14 protein-coding genes are annotated in these 16,733 nt (G+C 58.5%); 11 read left to right on the forward strand and 3 right to left on the reverse strand.

Annotation, left to right across the window (positions count from 1 at the left end; genetic code table 11):
* Positions 1 to 125: 125 nt before the first annotated feature.
* Positions 126 to 2,396, reverse strand: a complete 2,271-nt coding sequence (gene clpA / locus AC1DQM_RS12585; protein WP_018925524.1) for an ATP-dependent Clp protease ATP-binding subunit ClpA — start codon at positions 2,394 to 2,396, stop codon at positions 126 to 128.
* A 30-nt stretch (positions 2,397 to 2,426) separates the two neighbouring features.
* Positions 2,427 to 2,789 (reverse strand): ATP-dependent Clp protease adapter ClpS, encoded by a 363-nt coding sequence (gene clpS / locus AC1DQM_RS12590; protein WP_015094394.1) that lies wholly within the window; start codon positions 2,787 to 2,789, stop codon positions 2,427 to 2,429.
* A gap of 224 nt (positions 2,790 to 3,013) precedes the next feature.
* Here clpS and AC1DQM_RS12595 point away from each other — a divergent pair, with 224 nt between their 5' ends.
* A complete protein-coding gene (locus tag AC1DQM_RS12595) occupies positions 3,014 to 3,301 on the forward strand; it encodes a cold shock domain-containing protein (protein ID WP_064618787.1) in 288 nt (95 codons plus the stop codon).
* An 86-nt stretch (positions 3,302 to 3,387) separates the two neighbouring features.
* On the opposite strand, the gene icd is transcribed toward AC1DQM_RS12595, so the two are convergent.
* Positions 3,388 to 4,644 carry an NADP-dependent isocitrate dehydrogenase gene (gene icd, locus AC1DQM_RS12600; protein WP_019580084.1) on the reverse strand — a complete coding sequence of 419 codons (1,257 nt, stop codon included), beginning with the start codon at positions 4,642 to 4,644 and terminating at the stop codon, positions 3,388 to 3,390.
* Between the two features lie 506 nt (positions 4,645 to 5,150).
* On the opposite strand from icd, the gene AC1DQM_RS12605 reads away from it, so the two are divergent.
* The 10 genes from AC1DQM_RS12605 to AC1DQM_RS12650 all read left to right on the forward strand — a co-directional run bounded on the left by AC1DQM_RS12605 (position 5,151) and on the right by AC1DQM_RS12650 (position 16,726).
* Positions 5,151 to 7,376, forward strand: coding sequence for an NADP-dependent isocitrate dehydrogenase (locus AC1DQM_RS12605; protein WP_477746272.1), 2,226 nt, complete (start codon positions 5,151 to 5,153; stop codon positions 7,374 to 7,376).
* 127 nt (positions 7,377 to 7,503) lie between these two features.
* Entirely contained in the window at positions 7,504 to 7,950 is a 447-nt protein-coding gene (locus tag AC1DQM_RS12610; RefSeq protein ID WP_018925520.1) for an NUDIX hydrolase, read from the forward strand.
* Between the two features lie 59 nt (positions 7,951 to 8,009).
* Positions 8,010 to 9,143 (forward strand): tRNA 2-thiouridine(34) synthase MnmA, encoded by a 1,134-nt coding sequence (gene mnmA / locus AC1DQM_RS12615; RefSeq protein ID WP_258612362.1) that lies wholly within the window; start codon positions 8,010 to 8,012, stop codon positions 9,141 to 9,143.
* Positions 9,140 to 9,763 (forward strand): high frequency lysogenization protein HflD, encoded by a 624-nt coding sequence (gene hflD, locus AC1DQM_RS12620; RefSeq protein ID WP_007940860.1) that lies wholly within the window; start codon positions 9,140 to 9,142, stop codon positions 9,761 to 9,763. Before mnmA ends, hflD begins: the two co-directional genes overlap by 4 nt.
* A gap of 128 nt (positions 9,764 to 9,891) precedes the next feature.
* Positions 9,892 to 11,262, forward strand: coding sequence for an adenylosuccinate lyase (gene purB / locus AC1DQM_RS12625; protein ID WP_105343937.1), 1,371 nt, complete (start codon positions 9,892 to 9,894; stop codon positions 11,260 to 11,262).
* 86 nt (positions 11,263 to 11,348) lie between these two features.
* Entirely contained in the window at positions 11,349 to 12,518 is a 1,170-nt protein-coding gene (locus AC1DQM_RS12630; protein WP_477746273.1) for a ribosomal protein uL16 3-hydroxylase, read from the forward strand.
* Positions 12,511 to 12,936 (forward strand): GNAT family N-acetyltransferase, encoded by a 426-nt coding sequence (locus tag AC1DQM_RS12635; protein ID WP_018925516.1) that lies wholly within the window; start codon positions 12,511 to 12,513, stop codon positions 12,934 to 12,936. Before AC1DQM_RS12630 ends, AC1DQM_RS12635 begins: the two co-directional genes overlap by 8 nt.
* A gap of 235 nt (positions 12,937 to 13,171) precedes the next feature.
* The gene (locus tag AC1DQM_RS12640; RefSeq protein WP_018925515.1) at positions 13,172 to 13,933 is read left to right on the forward strand and encodes a secretin N-terminal domain-containing protein; all 762 of its coding nucleotides are present in this window, start codon (positions 13,172 to 13,174) and stop codon (positions 13,931 to 13,933) included.
* Between the two features lie 515 nt (positions 13,934 to 14,448).
* Positions 14,449 to 15,774: an isocitrate lyase gene (aceA, locus tag AC1DQM_RS12645; protein ID WP_477746274.1), complete on the forward strand. Its 1,326-nt coding sequence runs from the start codon at positions 14,449 to 14,451 to the stop codon at positions 15,772 to 15,774.
* A gap of 538 nt (positions 15,775 to 16,312) precedes the next feature.
* Positions 16,313 to 16,726 (forward strand): NADH-quinone oxidoreductase subunit A, encoded by a 414-nt coding sequence (locus AC1DQM_RS12650; protein ID WP_007940868.1) that lies wholly within the window; start codon positions 16,313 to 16,315, stop codon positions 16,724 to 16,726.
* Positions 16,727 to 16,733: the final 7 nt, after the last annotated feature.

Here is a 16,733-nt window from a genome sequence, read left to right on the forward strand (position 1 = left end):
TACAAAACGCCCGGCTATGCCGGGCGTTTTTGTGTGCGGATCGTTTCCACGCTCTGCGCGGGAACGATCATGGCAGGCAGCAAAAAGGCGCCTTTCGGCGCCTTTTGGCTTTGTTGCGGTTAACGTCAGGCCATTTCAGCCGTGGTCTCGAACTCGAAGGTCAGCTCGCCATCCTTGATGTCGATGTGCACCACACCGCCATGTTCGGCCAGTTCGCCAAAGAGAATCTCCTCCGCCAGCGGACGCTTGATCTTGTCCTGAATCAAGCGCGCCATTGGTCGAGCACCCATGGTCACGTCGTAACCACCGGCCGCCAGCCAGCTGCGAGCAGCGTCGGTGACTTCCAGCAGCACACGCTTGTCTTCCAGCTGCGCCTGAAGCTCGGTAAGGAACTTGTCCACCACGCTTTTGATGACCTCATGGCTGAGGCGACCAAACTGGATAATGGTGTCCAGACGGTTGCGGAATTCCGGCGTGAAGCTCTTCTTGATCACTTCCATCGCATCGGACGAGTGGTCCTGATAGGTGAAACCGATCGAAGCACGCGCTGCAGTCTCGGCACCGGCGTTGGTCGTCATGATGACGATCACGTTACGGAAATCTGCCTTGCGCCCGTTGTTATCGGTCAGCGTACCGTGGTCCATGACCTGCAACAGCAGGTTGAAGACTTCCGGATGCGCCTTCTCGATTTCATCGAGCAACAATACGCAGTGAGGCTGCTTGGTGATGGCTTCGGTCAGCAGACCGCCCTGGTCGAACCCGACATAGCCTGGAGGCGCACCGATCAGACGCGATACGGTGTGGCGCTCCATGTACTCGGACATGTCGAAGCGAACCAGCTCGACCCCCAACGCCTTGGCCAGCTGCCGCGCAGCTTCCGTTTTACCGACGCCGGTCGGGCCCGCGAACAGGAACGAACCGACGGGCTTGTCAGGCGACTTGAGGCCGGCACGGGACAGCTTGATCGCGGTCGACAGTGAGTCGATCGCCGCATCCTGGCCGAATACCGTGAGCTTCAGGTCACGCTCAAGGTTACGCAGCAACTCTTTGTCGGAACTGGTGACGTGTTTTGGCGGAATTCGCGCGATTTTCGCAACGATATCCTCGACCTGAGGCACTTCGATGCGTTTCACGCGCTTCTCGACTGGCTGCAGACGCTGATAGGCGCCCGCCTCGTCGATGACGTCGATGGCCTTGTCCGGCATGTGCCGATCATTGATGTAACGCGAGGCCAGTTCGGCAGCGGCGCGCAGGGCTTCATCACTGTATTCAATGTTGTGATGGAGCTCGAAACGCCCTTTCAGGCCACGCAGGATGCCAATGGTGTCTTCCACCGAAGGCTCCGACACATCGACCTTCTGGAAGCGCCGGGCCAAGGCACGGTCCTTCTCGAAGATCCCGCGGAATTCCTGGAACGTGGTCGAACCGATGCAACGGATATCGCCCGACGACAGCAACGGCTTGAGCAGGTTCGAGGCATCCATGACGCCACCGGACGCAGCGCCCGCACCGATGATGGTGTGAATCTCATCGATGAACAGGATCGCCTGCGGACGTTTTTTCAGCTCATTGAGCAACGCCTTGAAGCGCTTCTCGAAATCGCCGCGGTATTTGGTTCCGGCCAGCAAGGCCCCCAGATCGAGGGAATACACCACGCTGTTGGCCAGCAGGTCCGGCACCTGGTTATCGACAATGCGTTTGGCCAGGCCTTCGGCAATCGCGGTTTTACCCACGCCCGCCTCGCCCACCAGCAGCGGATTGTTTTTGCGACGACGCGCCAGGATCTGCGCGACGCGCTCGACTTCGAGCTCACGGCCTACCAACGGATCGATACGACCCTGGCGCGCAAGTTCGTTGAGGTTGCTGGCATAAGCATCCAGAGGATTGCCTGAAGAAGAAGACTCACCGCCCTCGTCGTCCTGCATATCTTGTTCACCTTCAGAGTGATCGCCATGCCCCGGCACTTTGGAAATGCCATGGGCGATGTAGTTGACGACATCGATGCGCGCAACGCTCTGCTGTTTCAGCAGAAACACTGCCTGACTCTCTTGCTCACTGAAGATCGCGACCAGCACGTTGGCGCCAGTCACTTCGCGTTTGCCCGAGCTCTGTACGTGAAAGACAGCACGTTGCAGTACACGCTGGAAGCCCAGGGTTGGCTGGGTTTCACGATCCTCGTCATGCAAGGGGATCAATGGCGTGGTGGAGTCGATGAACTCCTGCAGGTCATGCTTGAGTTTGTCGAGGTTTGCGCCGCAGGCACGCAAAACGGTAGCGGCAGCCTCATTATCCAATAGGGCCAGCAGCAGGTGTTCGACGGTCATGAATTCATGACGCTTCGAACGAGCCTCCTTGAAGGCTAGATTGAGGGTGACTTCGAGCTCGCGGTTTAACATAGCTTCACCTCATACCCAAGTGGTCGGCGATTAACCGTCCTTCTCGATTTCACAGAGTAGCGGATGCTGGCTTTCCCTGGCGTACTGGTTGACCTGCATGGCCTTGGTCTCGGCGATGTCGCGGGTAAACACTCCACATACTGCCCGTCCTTCTGTATGAACGGCCAGCATGACCTTGGTCGCCAGCTCGCGATTCAGGTTAAAAAACACCTCGAGCACTTCGACGACGAAATCCATCGGTGTGTAGTCATCGTTGAACAAAACCACCTTGTACATAGGCGGCGCCTGTAAAGCAGGCTTAGCCTCCTGAACAGCAATGCCTGCGGAATCGTCGTCGTGTAAATCAGGGCGATCCTGATTGAATGTTAGTCGAATCTGGCTGATTGCATGCATGGAAAGAAAGGTTCGTCAGTTGTGCAAATACAGTGGTGGGGGCGGCCATCAGCGATTTCAACTCCGACTGCCCGGTCACCTTGACTATCGGGAAAACGGTGTTACAACCAATAGAGCCCACAGTGGGTAAAAAAGGTCCGCGGAGTCAATCTATTTACAAGATTAGACTGCGGATTAACTGGATGATACTCCAGTGATGGAGTCTGTTGCAGAGGGATATGAGTATGGCTGTCGGTAAGGTGAAATGGTTCAACAATGCCAAGGGGTTCGGTTTCATTAACACCGACGCCGGAGAAGGTCGCGACGAGGATGGCAAGGATATCGATTTCTTTGCCCACTTTTCGGCAATCAAGATGGATGGATACAAGACCCTCAAGGCCGGGCAAGCCGTATACTTTGACATTGTTCAAGGCCCCAAGGGGCTGCACGCCGTCAACATTACGGACAAAGTGGCCATTGACGCAGTAGCCGCCGCAGCCGCTACCAGCAGCCACGCCAAAGCCGTGAGCTGATTCATACCACCCAAGGCATCCAGTCATAATAAAACCGCCCGACTCGATCACTCGAGCCGGGCGGTTTTATTGCAGCCGCTCTTCGCTTACATGTGCGAGATCAGCGCATCACCGAAGCCCGAAGACGACACCAGTTTGGCACCGTCCATCAGACGCTCGAAGTCGTAGGTCACGGTTTTCGCACCAATGGCGCCATTGGTGCCCTTGATGATCAGATCGGCCGCTTCGGTCCAGCCCATGTGACGCAGCATCATTTCGGCGGACAGGATCAACGAACCCGGGTTGACCTGGTCCTTGCCGGCGTACTTCGGCGCGGTACCGTGGGTGGCTTCGAACATGGCCACGGTGTCGGACAGGTTCGCACCCGGCGCAATACCGATACCGCCCACTTCTGCCGCCAGGGCATCGGAGAGGTAGTCACCATTGAGGTTCAGGGTGGCGATCACATCGTACTCGGCCGGACGCAGCAGGATCTGCTGAAGCATGGCGTCGGCGATGGCGTCCTTGACGATGACGTTCTTGCCGGTTTTCGGGTTTTTGAACTGCATCCACGGACCGCCGTCGAGCAGGGTCGCGCCGAATTCTTCGGCAGCCACTTCGTAGGCCCATTCCTTGAAGGCACCTTCGGTGAACTTCATGATGTTGCCTTTGTGCACTATAGTCAGCGAGTCGCGGTCATTGTCGACCACATACTGCAGGGCCTTGCGCGCCAGACGCTTGGTGCCTTCCAGGGAAACCGGCTTGACGCCGATACCGCAATTCTGGTCGAAACGGATCTTGGTGACGCCCATTTCTTCTTTAAGGAACTTGATGACCTTGGTCGCTTCCGGCGAACCGGCCTTCCATTCGATACCGGCATAAATGTCTTCCGAGTTTTCGCGGAAGATGGTCATGTCGACGTCGCCTGGTTTCTTGACCGGGCTCGGCACGCCTTCAAACCAGCGCACCGGACGCAGGCACACATACAGGTCGAGTTGCTGGCGCAGCGCCACGTTCAGGGAACGGATGCCACCGCCGACCGGCGTGGTCAGAGGGCCCTTGATGGAAACCACGTAATCCTTGACCGCGTCCAGGGTTTCCTGAGGCAGCCAGGTGTCCTGATCGTAAACCTGAGTCGCTTTCTCCCCGGCGTAGACTTCCATCCAGGAAATTTTGCGCTCGCCGCCGTAAGCCTTCTTAACAGCAGCATCGACAACCTTGATCATGACCGGGCTGATATCAACGCCAATACCATCACCTTCAATGAAGGGAATGATCGGGTTGTTAGGAACATTGAGAGAATGGTCCGCGTTGACGGTAATTTTTTCGCCGACGGCTGGAACCTGAATCTTCTTGTATCCCATGCTGAACTCCATTGTTTGGATTGAACATCTGGCTTCGTCCGAGCGTACCCCAGTTGAATCGGCGCGCAAACCCTATGTTCCGTCCATCTGCCGCGAAGCTGCACAGTTCGTGACGTACAAGCCTGAAAGTAAAGGGAAAAGCGCCAAACTCAAGCACGCCATACAAGGCTACTCCCCACGCCTGCCTGCGACCTTTAGACCAATGGACGAGAATCGTTGCATATGAACCATCGGCAGATTGCCAGCTACCTATGTATAATGCCGCCGCTGACCACAGAGTCACGACGGCCGACCTCTCTGCCACTGGAAATGTAGCCGAGACTCTGGGCCCGAAAAAGCAGGATTGTTACCGCAGTCCACCCGCTTGACGCTCGACCGATGCACCCAACATCACCGCAAAGAAACCTCGACATTCGGCTCATGGATGACTTTGAACGAACGCGCTTACCCGGCGCCCCTCGAGTTTCTATGCACGCTTTAGCAAAGAAGAGAGAGTTAATCCGAATATGCCCACCCGCTCGAAGATCATCTATACCTTCACCGACGAAGCCCCAGCCCTCGCCACCTATTCACTGTTGCCTATCGTAGAGGCCTTCACCGCCTCCGCTGATATCGCCGTTGAAACCCGCGATATCTCTCTTGCAGGGCGCATCCTGGCCAGCTTCCCCGAGCAATTGGGTGACAAAGCGGTAGCCGACCACCTCGCCGAACTGGGCGACCTGGCCGTTACACCTGAAGCCAACATCATCAAGCTGCCGAACATCAGCGCTTCGGTTCCGCAGCTGCAGGCCGCGATCAAAGAGCTGCAAGCCCAGGGCTATGCACTGCCGGACTACCCGGAAACCGTGACCAGCGACGCCGACAAAGAAGCCAAGGCCCGCTACGACAAGATCAAGGGCAGCGCCGTAAACCCGGTTCTGCGCGAAGGCAACTCCGATCGTCGCGCACCACTGTCGGTCAAGAACTATGCGCGCAAGCACCCGCACAAAATGGGCGCCTGGGCCAAGGACTCCAAGTCCCACGTGGCTCACATGAGCACCGGCGATTTCTACGGCAGCGAAAAAGCTGCCCTGATCGACGCCGCTGACGCCGTCAAAATCGAACTGATCGCTCAAGACGGCACCACTACCGTCCTGAAAGAAAAAACCACCGTACAAGCCGGTGAGATCCTCGATTGCGCGGTCATGAGCAAAAACGCGCTGCGCAGCTTCATCGCCGCCGAGATCGAAGACGCCAAGGCCAAAGGCGTGCTGCTGTCGGTTCACCTCAAAGCCACCATGATGAAGGTCTCCGACCCGATCATGTTCGGCCAGATCGTTGCCGAGTTCTATAAAGACGCACTGGCCAAACACGCTGACGTGCTGGCGCAGATCGGCTTCAACCTGAACAACGGCATCGGCGACCTGTACGCTCGCATCAAGGCCTTGCCTGCCGAGCAACAAGCGCAGATCGAAGCGGACATCCAGGCGGTTTATGCCGTTCGCCCATCGTTGGCCATGGTCAACTCCGACAAAGGCATCACCAACCTGCACGTGCCGAGCGATGTCATCGTCGACGCCTCGATGCCGGCCATGATCCGTGACTCCGGCAAAATGTGGGGCACCGACGGCCAGTTGCACGACACCAAAGCGGTGATCCCGGATCGCTGCTACGCCACCATCTACCAGGCGGTAATCGAAGACTGCAAGGCAAACGGCGCCTTCGATCCGACCACCATGGGCAGCGTGCCGAACGTTGGCCTGATGGCGAAAAAAGCCGAAGAGTACGGCTCGCACGACAAGACGTTCCAGATCAAGGCCAACGGCGTTGTTCGTGTCACCGACAGCAAAGGCACCCTGCTGCTGGAACAGTCGGTTGAAGCCGGCGACATCTTCCGCATGTGCCAGACCAAAGACGCGCCGATCCAGGACTGGGTCAAACTGGCCGTCAACCGTGCTCGCGCAAGCAGCACTCCAGCGATTTTCTGGCTGGACCCAATGCGCGCCCACGACGGCGTAGTGATCGAGAAAGTTCAGGCCTACCTGAAGGATCACGACACTTCCGGCCTGGACATCCGCATCATGTCGCCAGTCGACGCGATGAAGTTCACCCTGGAGCGCACTCGCTCCGGCCTCGACACCATTTCGGTGACCGGCAACGTATTGCGCGACTACCTGACTGACCTGTTCCCGATCATGGAACTGGGCACCAGCGCCAAGATGCTGTCGATCGTTCCGCTGATGAATGGCGGCGGTCTGTTCGAAACCGGCGCTGGCGGTTCGGCACCGAAGCACGTTCAACAGCTGCTGGAAGAAAACTTCCTGCGCTGGGACTCCCTGGGCGAGTTCCTGGCCCTGGCCGCCTCCCTTGAGCATCTGGGTGTGACGTACAACAACCCTAAAGCGCTGGTGCTGGCCAAGACCCTGGATCAGGCCACTGGCCAGTTCCTGGACAACAACAAGTCGCCATCGCGTAAAGTCGGCAACATCGACAACCGCGGCAGCCACTTCTACCTGGCACTGTACTGGGCTCAAGCCCTGGCCGCCCAGACCGAAGACGCTGCACTGCAAGCGCAATTTGGCGAACTGGCCAAAACCCTGACCGCGAACGAAGCAACCATCGTTGCCGAGCTCAACGCCGTTCAGGGCAAGCCAGTGGACATCGGCGGTTACTACCACGCCAATGCCGAGCTGATCAGCAAGGCCATGCGCCCGAGCACAACCTTCAACGCTGCGATTGCTGCGTTGGTTTAAGGTTGTAAGGGAACATCACAAACCCCGGCCATGCGCCGGGGTTTGTGCTTTCAGCGTTGACAGCATTCAAATGTGAACACTGCCCCCCACAGGGAAAGCGCTTCAAATTCAACATCGAGGACATTTCATGGATTGGCTACCCCACATCACCGTCGCCACCATCGTCGAAGACAACGGTCGCTTCCTGATGGTCGAAGAATCCAAACACGGACGAACGGTGCTCAATCAGCCCGCCGGTCATCTGGACCCGGACGAAACCCTGATCGAGGCCGCCGTACGCGAAACCCTCGAAGAAACCGGCTGGGACGTCGAGCCAACCGGCGTAATAGGCATTTACCTCTACACCGCCCCGAGCAACGGAGTGACCTATCAACGCGTCTGCTTCACCGCCAAAGCGCTGAAACACCATCCCGACTATCAATTGGACGACGGTATTGTCGGCGCAAAATGGCTGACGCGTGACGAACTGCTGCAACAGCGCGCAAACTGGCGCAGTGAGCTGATCATCCGCTGCATCGATGATTATCTGGACGGTAAACACTTCAGCCTCGAGCTGATCCGCCCTTCTCTTTAGCCTTGCAGGCTTGAGCCTGCTAGAATCGCGTCCTTTTTCAAGACACTCATTAAATCCCTATGCGTGATCCAGCCCCTTCTGCCACACAAAAGAAGCGCGTCATTGTCGGTATGTCCGGCGGCGTGGACTCTTCCGTTTCCGCTCTCCTGCTGATCGAGCAAGGCTATGAGGTGGAAGGCCTGTTCATGAAGAACTGGGAAGAAGACGACGGAACGGAATACTGCACCGCCATGGATGACCTGGCGGACGCGCAGGCCGTTTGCGACAAGATTGGCATCAAGCTGCACACCGCCAACTTCGCCGCCGAGTACTGGGACAACGTGTTCGAGCACTTCCTGGCCGAATACAAGGCCGGCCGCACGCCGAACCCGGACATCCTGTGCAACCGCGAGATCAAGTTCAAGGCGTTCCTCGACTACGCCATGATGCTCGGCGCCGACCTGATCGCCACCGGCCACTACGTGCGTCGCCGCGACATCGATGGTCGCACCGAATTGCTCAAGGGCCTGGATCCGAACAAGGACCAGAGCTACTTCCTGCACGCCGTCGGCGGCGAACAGATCGCCAAGACCCTGTTCCCGGTCGGCGAGCTGGAAAAACCCGAAGTCCGCGCGATTGCCGAGAAACACGACCTGGCCACCGCGAAGAAAAAGGACTCCACCGGAATCTGCTTTATCGGCGAACGTCGCTTCAGCGATTTCCTCAAGCAATACCTGCCGGCCCAACCCGGCGAGATCAAGACCACCGACGGTGAAGTCATCGGCCGCCACCATGGCCTGATGTATCACACCATCGGCCAGCGCCAGGGCCTGGGCATCGGCGGCCTGAAAGACGCCGGTGAAGAGCCGTGGTACGTGTTGATCAAGGACCTGGAACACAACGAGCTGATCGTTGGCCAGGGCAATGCCCACCCGCAGCTGTTCTCGCGCGCCCTGCTCGCCTCGGACATCTATTGGGTCAACCCGATCGACTTGACCGAGCCGCGCAGGCTGACCGCCAAAGTGCGTTATCGCCAGAGCGACCAGCCTTGCACCCTGGAAAAGACCGCCACCGGCTACCGCGCCACCTTTGATGACCCGCAACGCGCGGTCACTCCGGGCCAATCCGTGGTGTTCTACGACGGTGAAATCTGCCTCGGCGGCGGCGTGATCGAAGTGGCTGAACCCTGGACCAGCAAGGACCAGCGTTCATGAGCCCGACTCAGGAGCAACTGACGGCCCTGGGCGGCGTGTTTCTCGCCGCCGTGCTGGTCGACAAGATAGCCAAGACCGGGCAGACCAACGAAGCCGGCCTGACTTGCATGCTCGGCAGCCTGTTGATTCGCGACCCCAAGGACACTCTGGAAGTGTACGGCGGCGACGACATCAATTTGCGCGAAGGCTATCGCGCATTGATCGGCGCCCTGGAACGCGACCCCAGCACCCTTCAGCGCGAACCGCTGCGCTACGCCCTGGCGATGCTGGGACTGGAGCGCCAATTGGCCAAGCGCAATGACATGCTGGACGTGATCGGCAAACGCCTGCCGCAGATTCAGTCCCAGGTCGAACACTTTGGCCCGGCCCACGAAAACGTGATCGCCGCTTGCGGTGCGCTGTACCAGGACACCCTGAGCACCTTGCGCCAACGGATTCAGGTGCATGGCGACATGCGCAACCTGCAGCAACCGAGCAATGCCTCGAAAATCCGCGCACTGTTGCTGGCCGGGATTCGTTCGGCACGCCTGTGGCGGCAGTTGGGCGGTCATCGCTGGCAGTTGGTGATCAGCCGACGCAAGTTGCTTAAAGAGCTTTACCCGCTGATGCGCAGCAGCTGAACCGCGCCCGCAATACCGTTTTGTAGTCAGTAACGCGTAATACGCCGGTCAGTTGGCAACGGACCGGCGGATTTTTTTCATGTATGATACGCGCCCCATTTCGTTGCCCGACTGTCCGAGAACACCCCATGCAGCTCTCTTCGCTCACTGCGGTTTCCCCTGTTGACGGCCGCTACGCCGGCAAAACCCAGGCCCTGCGCCCTATTTTCAGCGAATACGGCCTGATCCGTGCTCGCGTTCTGGTTGAAGTGCGCTGGCTCCAGCGCCTGGCCGCTCACCCTGCCATCAGCGAAGTGCCGGCGTTCTCCGCCGAAGCCAACGCGGTGTTGAACACCCTGGCGGAAAACTTCTCTCTGGAGCACGCCGAGCGTGTCAAAGAGATCGAGCGCACCACCAACCACGACGTCAAAGCCATTGAATACCTGCTCAAAGAGCAGGCGGCCAAGCTGCCGGAACTGGCCAAGGTCAGCGAGTTCATCCACTTTGCCTGCACCAGCGAGGACATCAACAACCTGTCCCACGCCCTGATGCTGCGTGAAGGCCGTGATGACGTGATGCTGCCGCTGATGCGCCAGACCGCCAACGCCATCCGCGAACTGGCCATCCGTTTCGCAGAAGTGCCGATGCTGTCGCGCACCCACGGTCAACCGGCATCGCCGACCACCCTGGGCAAAGAGCTGGCGAACGTGGTTTACCGTCTGGAGCGTCAAATCGCTCAAGTCGCCGCGGTTCCGCTGCTGGGCAAGATCAACGGCGCCGTCGGCAACTACAACGCTCACCTGTCGGCCTACCCTGAGATCGACTGGGAAGCCAACGCCCGCGCCTTCATCGAAGACGAGCTGGGCCTGGGCTTCAACCCGTACACCACGCAGATCGAACCGCACGACTACATCGCCGAGCTGTTCGACGCGATCGCGCGCTTCAACACCATCCTGATCGACTTCGACCGCGACATCTGGGGCTACATCTCCCTGGGTTATTTCAAACAGCGCACCATCGCTGGCGAAATCGGTTCGTCGACCATGCCGCACAAGGTCAACCCGATCGACTTCGAAAACTCCGAAGGCAACCTGGGCATCGCCAACGCACTGTTCCAGCACCTGGCGAGCAAACTGCCAATCTCCCGCTGGCAGCGCGACCTGACCGACTCCACCGTACTGCGCAACCTCGGTGTCGGCTTCGCCCACAGCGTGATCGCGTACGAAGCCAGCCTCAAAGGCATCAGCAAACTGGAGCTCAACGAGCAAAAGATTGCCGCCGACCTGGACGCTTGCTGGGAAGTATTGGCCGAGCCGATCCAGACCGTGATGCGTCGCTACAACATCGAAAACCCGTACGAGAAGCTCAAAGAGCTGACGCGCGGCAAGGGCATCAGCCCTGAAGCACTGCAAACTTTCATCGACGGCCTGGACATGCCAGCCGCCGCCAAGGCTGAGCTGAAACTGCTCACCCCGGCCAACTACATCGGCAACGCTGTAGCACAAGCCAAACGCATCTGATCGACCGCTCTACCCGTTTGAGACGCCCGGCGCCGCCGGGCGTTTTTATTCCCGTCTGAAAAGTGCATTTTTTCAATAGGTTACACATGAATCCTGACATTCCTCTTCAACTTCTGGGCGGCATCACGGCACGGGAATTCCTGCGCGACTACTGGCAGAAAAAACCGCTGCTGATCCGTCAGGCGATTCCTGATTTCGAAAGCCCGATCGACGCCGACGAACTGGCCGGCCTGGCGCTGGAAGAAGAAGTCGAATCGCGCCTGGTGATCGAGCACGGTGAGCGCCCTTGGGAATTGCGCCGCGGCCCGTTCGCCGAAGACGAATTCAGCAAACTGCCGGAACGCGAATGGACCCTGCTGGTGCAAGCCGTCGACCAATTCGTGCCGGAAGTCGCCGAACTGCTGGAAAACTTCCGCTTCCTGCCGAGCTGGCGCGTCGACGACGTGATGATCAGCTTCGCCGCCCCAGGTGGCAGCGTCGGCCCGCACTTCGATAACTACGACGTGTTCCTGCTGCAAGGCCACGGCAAGCGCAACTGGAAAATCGGCCAGATGTGCGATACCGAGAGCCCGCTGCTGCAGCACGCGGACCTGCGCATCCTCGCCGAATTCGAAGCCACCGATGAGTGGGTACTGGAACCGGGCGACATGCTCTACCTGCCGCCGCGCCTGGCTCACTGTGGCGTGGCTGTCGACGACTGCATGACCTACTCGGTCGGTTTCCGCGCCCCGAGCGCCGCTGAAGTGCTGACCCACTTCACCGACTTCCTCAGCCAGTTCCTGACGGACGAAGAGCGCTACACCGACGCCGACGCCCTGCCGGCGGTCGATCCTCATCAAATCCAGCATGATGCCCTCGATCGCCTCAAAAGCCTGCTGGCCGAGCACATGAGCGACGAGCGCCTGCTGCTGACCTGGTTCGGCCAGTTCATGACCGAGCCGCGCTACCCGGAACTGGTGGTCGGCCCGGAAGAAGTCGAAGAGCAAGACTTCCTCAGCGCTCTCGAAGAAGGTGCCGTGCTGATCCGCAACCCGAGTGCGCGCTTGGCCTGGTCGGAAGTCGACGACGACCTGCTGCTGTTCGCCAGCGGCCAGAGTCGTTACCTGCCGGGCAAGCTGCGCGAGCTGCTGAAAATGATCTGCGCCGCCGACGCCCTACATGTCGATAACCTCGGCCCATGGCTGAGCGACGAAGACGGCCGTGGCCTGCTGTGTGAACTGGTCAAGCAGGGCAGCCTGGGGTTTGCCGATGAATAAGATTCACGTACGTGTCGCAGACTGGCAAAAGGACAACGCCGAGATCCGGCGCATTCGTGAAGCGGTATTCGTCGCCGAGCAATCCGTTCCTCCTGAACTGGAATGGGATGCCGATGACGCCACGGCGGTGCACTTCCTGGCCTTCGAAGGCGACTTTCCGATCGGCACCGCCCGCCTGTTGCCCGATGGCCACATCGGCCGGGTGTCGGTGCTCAAAGACTGGCGCGGCATGAAGGTTGGCGATGCGCTGATGCAAGCGGTGATCGGTGAAGCCGAGAAGCGCGGACTGAAGCAGCAGATGCTGAGCGCGCAAGTGCAGGCCACGGCGTTCTATGAACGCTTGGGTTTCAGCATGGTCAGTGAGGAATTCCTGGAAGCCGGGATTCCGCATGTGGACATGGTGCGTCACTCGGCTTGATTCCCTGTGGCGAGGGGGCTTGCCCCCGTTGGGCTGCGCAGTAGCCCTAAAAATCTTGGGGCCGCTGCGCGACCCAACGGGGGCAAGCCCCCTCACCACAAATACATATCAAGAACACCACAAAACGCCCCGCCATTCTCGGATGCCGGGGCGTTTTGCTGTCTGTGATTCAACTCGCACCACGCCGGGCCGACAAACTGGCAATATCAAACCTTTGATTTGCGGAGAAACGGACATGTCCCTACGCACCCTGCTCACCACGCTGCTGCTGACCTGCAGTTTTTCGGTCATGGCCGCCACCGAGATCGTGCCCCTGAATTACCGCACCAGCGCCGACCTGCTGCCAGTAGCGCAGAACTTCATCGGCAAGGACGGCAAGGTCAGCGCCTACGGCAACCAGCTGATCGTCAACGCCGAGCCCGACAAGATCGATGAACTCAAGACCTTCCTCGCGCAACTCGACACCGCCCCCAAACGCTTACTGATCACCGTCGACACCAACGAAAACAACTTTCAGGGCGATCAGGGCTACTCGGTCAACGGTGCCGCGCCGAATCAAACCCGCATCATCAATCGCAGCACCGACAGCCGTGAAGGCGGTATCCAGCAGATTCAGGCCAGCGAAGGCGCACCGGCGCTAATCCAGGTCGGCCAAAGCGTGCCGCTCACCAGCACTCAGACTGACGGCTATGGCGACCTGCGCAGCCAGACCGAATACCGCAATGTCACCCAGGGTTTCTACGTCACCGCCAGCGTCACCGGCAACATCGTTCACCTGGCTATCAGCACCAACCGTGACCGGATGAGCCAGGAACGTCCCGATGTAGTGAACGTGCAAAGTACCGACACAACTGTCAGCGGTCGACTGGGCGAGTGGATCACCCTGGCCGGCGTGAATCGTCAGACTCAGGCCGACAAACAGGGCCTGACCCGCAGCTACTCGACTCAGGGCCGGGATGACATGACTTTACGGGTGAAAGTCGACACCTTGGACTAAAGCACCAAAAACTGACTGATTAGTCGTATTAGACCAAAGATGTAGTGCTTGAAAAAAAGCACTACAAAACGTTTGACGAGCCAAAAAAGCAAAGGCATGATGGCCTCGCTCCCGCTAATCAGAGGCCCTGGCAAGGGCTTTCGAGTCGCTGTTCGCACCCTACCCCGCGAGCCGATTCGTGTCTGTACCGCCCACAAGGTGTGTTTGACGAGGTTGCCGACTGGAACGAAGTTGTCCCGAGGGACGGAAGCGTAATTAGGTAACCCGGCTCCACACTGAAGTTCGCACCAAGGCCCACGACGCCCGAATGCGCTCGCCAGTTCGCCCTTACCTGCTCACCTCCCCCTCGAGCCCATCGTTCATCCCGTCGCCATCCCCGCCGAACCCGACTTGACCGCCTAAGCTTCTGGTCAGCGAGCAACCATGTACGCCCCCAACTGAATGAGCGTATTTGGCACGCAGGAATTGTTCACCCAGAACCATTTTCGATTAAAGACGCGACGAGGTTTATCTCCATGGCACTGACACGCGAAGAGCAAATTGCAGCCCTCGAAAAAGACTGGGCTGAAAACCCACGCTGGAAAGGCGTGAAGCGCAATTACTCCGCTGCTGACGTCGTCCGTCTGCGTGGCTCGGTTCAACCTGAGCACACCTTTGCAAAAATGGGCGCCGAGAAGCTCTGGAACCTGGTGACCCAGGGCGCCAAGCCATCCTTCCGTCCCGAGAAAGATTTCGTTAACTGCATGGGTGCCCTGACCGGTGGCCAGGCGGTACAGCAAGTCAAGGCTGGCATCCAGGCGATCTACCTGTCGGGCTGGCAAGTGGCTGCGGATAACAACTCCGCCGAATCGATGTACCCGGACCAGTCGCTGTACCCGGTGGATTCGGTTCCAACCGTGGTCAAGCGCATCAACAACTCGTTCCGTCGCGCTGACCAGATTCAGTGGAAAGCCGGCAAGAACCCGGGCGACGAAGGCTACATCGACTACTTCGCCCCGATCGTGGCTGACGCTGAAGCCGGTTTCGGCGGCGTGCTGAACGCTTACGAGCTGATGAAAAGCATGATCGAAGCAGGCGCCGCCGGCGTTCACTTCGAAGACCAACTGGCCTCCGTGAAAAAATGCGGCCACATGGGCGGCAAGGTACTGGTTCCGACCCAGGAAGCCGTGCAGAAGCTGACCGCTGCTCGCCTGGCAGCCGACGTCGCCGGCGTACCGACCATTATCCTGGCCCGTACCGACGCCAACGCTGCTGACCTGCTGACGTCCGACTGCGACCCGTACGACCAGCCATTCGTGACCGGCACCCGTACCCAGGAAGGCTTCTACAAGGTTCGCGCCGGTCTCGACCAGGCCATCGCTCGCGGCCTGGCCTACGCGCCGTACGCCGACCTGATCTGGTGCGAAACCGCCAAGCCGGATCTGGACGAAGCCCGTCGCTTCGCCGAAGCGATCAAAAAGGAATACCCGGACCAACTGCTGTCGTACAACTGCTCGCCTTCCTTCAACTGGAAGAAAAACCTGGACGACGCGACCATCGCCAAGTTCCAGCGCGAACTGTCCGCCATGGGTTACAAGCACCAGTTCATCACCCTGGCCGGCATTCACAACATGTGGCACAGCATGTTCAACCTGGCACACGACTACGCCCGCAACGACATGACTGCCTACGTGAAGCTGCAAGAGCAAGAGTTCGCTGACGCCGCCAAGGGCTACACCTTCGTGGCTCACCAGCAGGAAGTGGGCACCGGCTACTTCGACGACATGACCACCGTGATCCAGGGTGGCACGTCTTCGGTAACCGCACTGACCGGTTCGACCGAAGAAGAACAGTTCCACTGATCTGCTTCGCTTAAACAAACGGCCCTTGCGGACCGAATAAAAAGCTAACCGCAAAGCCGCTCATCTGACGCCCCGACTGGTTCGGGGCGTTTTTTTGCCTGGGATTCTCCCCCTCTGTAGGAGCGAGCGCAGGGAAAAACCTTGATCCAGAGCAGTTTCACGACCAGGAAAACAAGGTAAAACCACCCCGCGCGCTACTTGCAGTAACGCACATATAAGACAACTTGCCGAACCGCCGCCCGCTAAACAGTTTGAAAACCACACCAAATAACATTGATTATCATTTATCGAAAACTATGTTCGTTACATTCCCTACAAAACATATTTGACAAAACCCCCGCTAATGCCCGAACCGTATGGGCTACAGGGCTTTGGAGATACGCCATGTCCTTATTCCAATAAATAATTTCGCTATAGGAATTTTACTTGCAGGGTGTTTAGCCATAAAATCAGCGGGATTGATTGCTGCGACATATCGTCACTGCCTTATTTCTTTATCAAGCTCAGAGACCTTTGCTCTCTGTTAAGGATTACCAGCATGCCCGAAGCGACCGGACTCATGGCCCACAACTGGGGCTTTGCCATTTTCCTTCTGGGTGTCGGCGGCCTTTGCGCCTTCATGCTCGGCGTCTCCAGCCTCCTCGGGTCAAAAGCCTGGGGCCGCAGCAAAAACGAACCGTTCGAGTCCGGCATGCTACCTACAGGTGGCGCCCGCTTGCGGCTCTCAGCCAAATTCTATCTGGTCGCGATGCTCTTCGTGATCTTCGATATCGAAGCCCTCTTTCTCTTTGCCTGGTCTGTGTCCGTCCGCGAAAGCGGCTGGACCGGATTCGTCGAAGCTCTCGTTTTCATAGCAATTCTGTTGGCAGGTCTTGTCTACCTATTTCGAGTGGGCGCCCTTGACTGGGCTCCGGCAGCTCGTCTTAAGCGGCAAGCGAAGCTGAAACAATGAGGCTTTG

The sequence above is a fragment of the Pseudomonas sp. 01L34 genome, assembly GCF_056400265.1.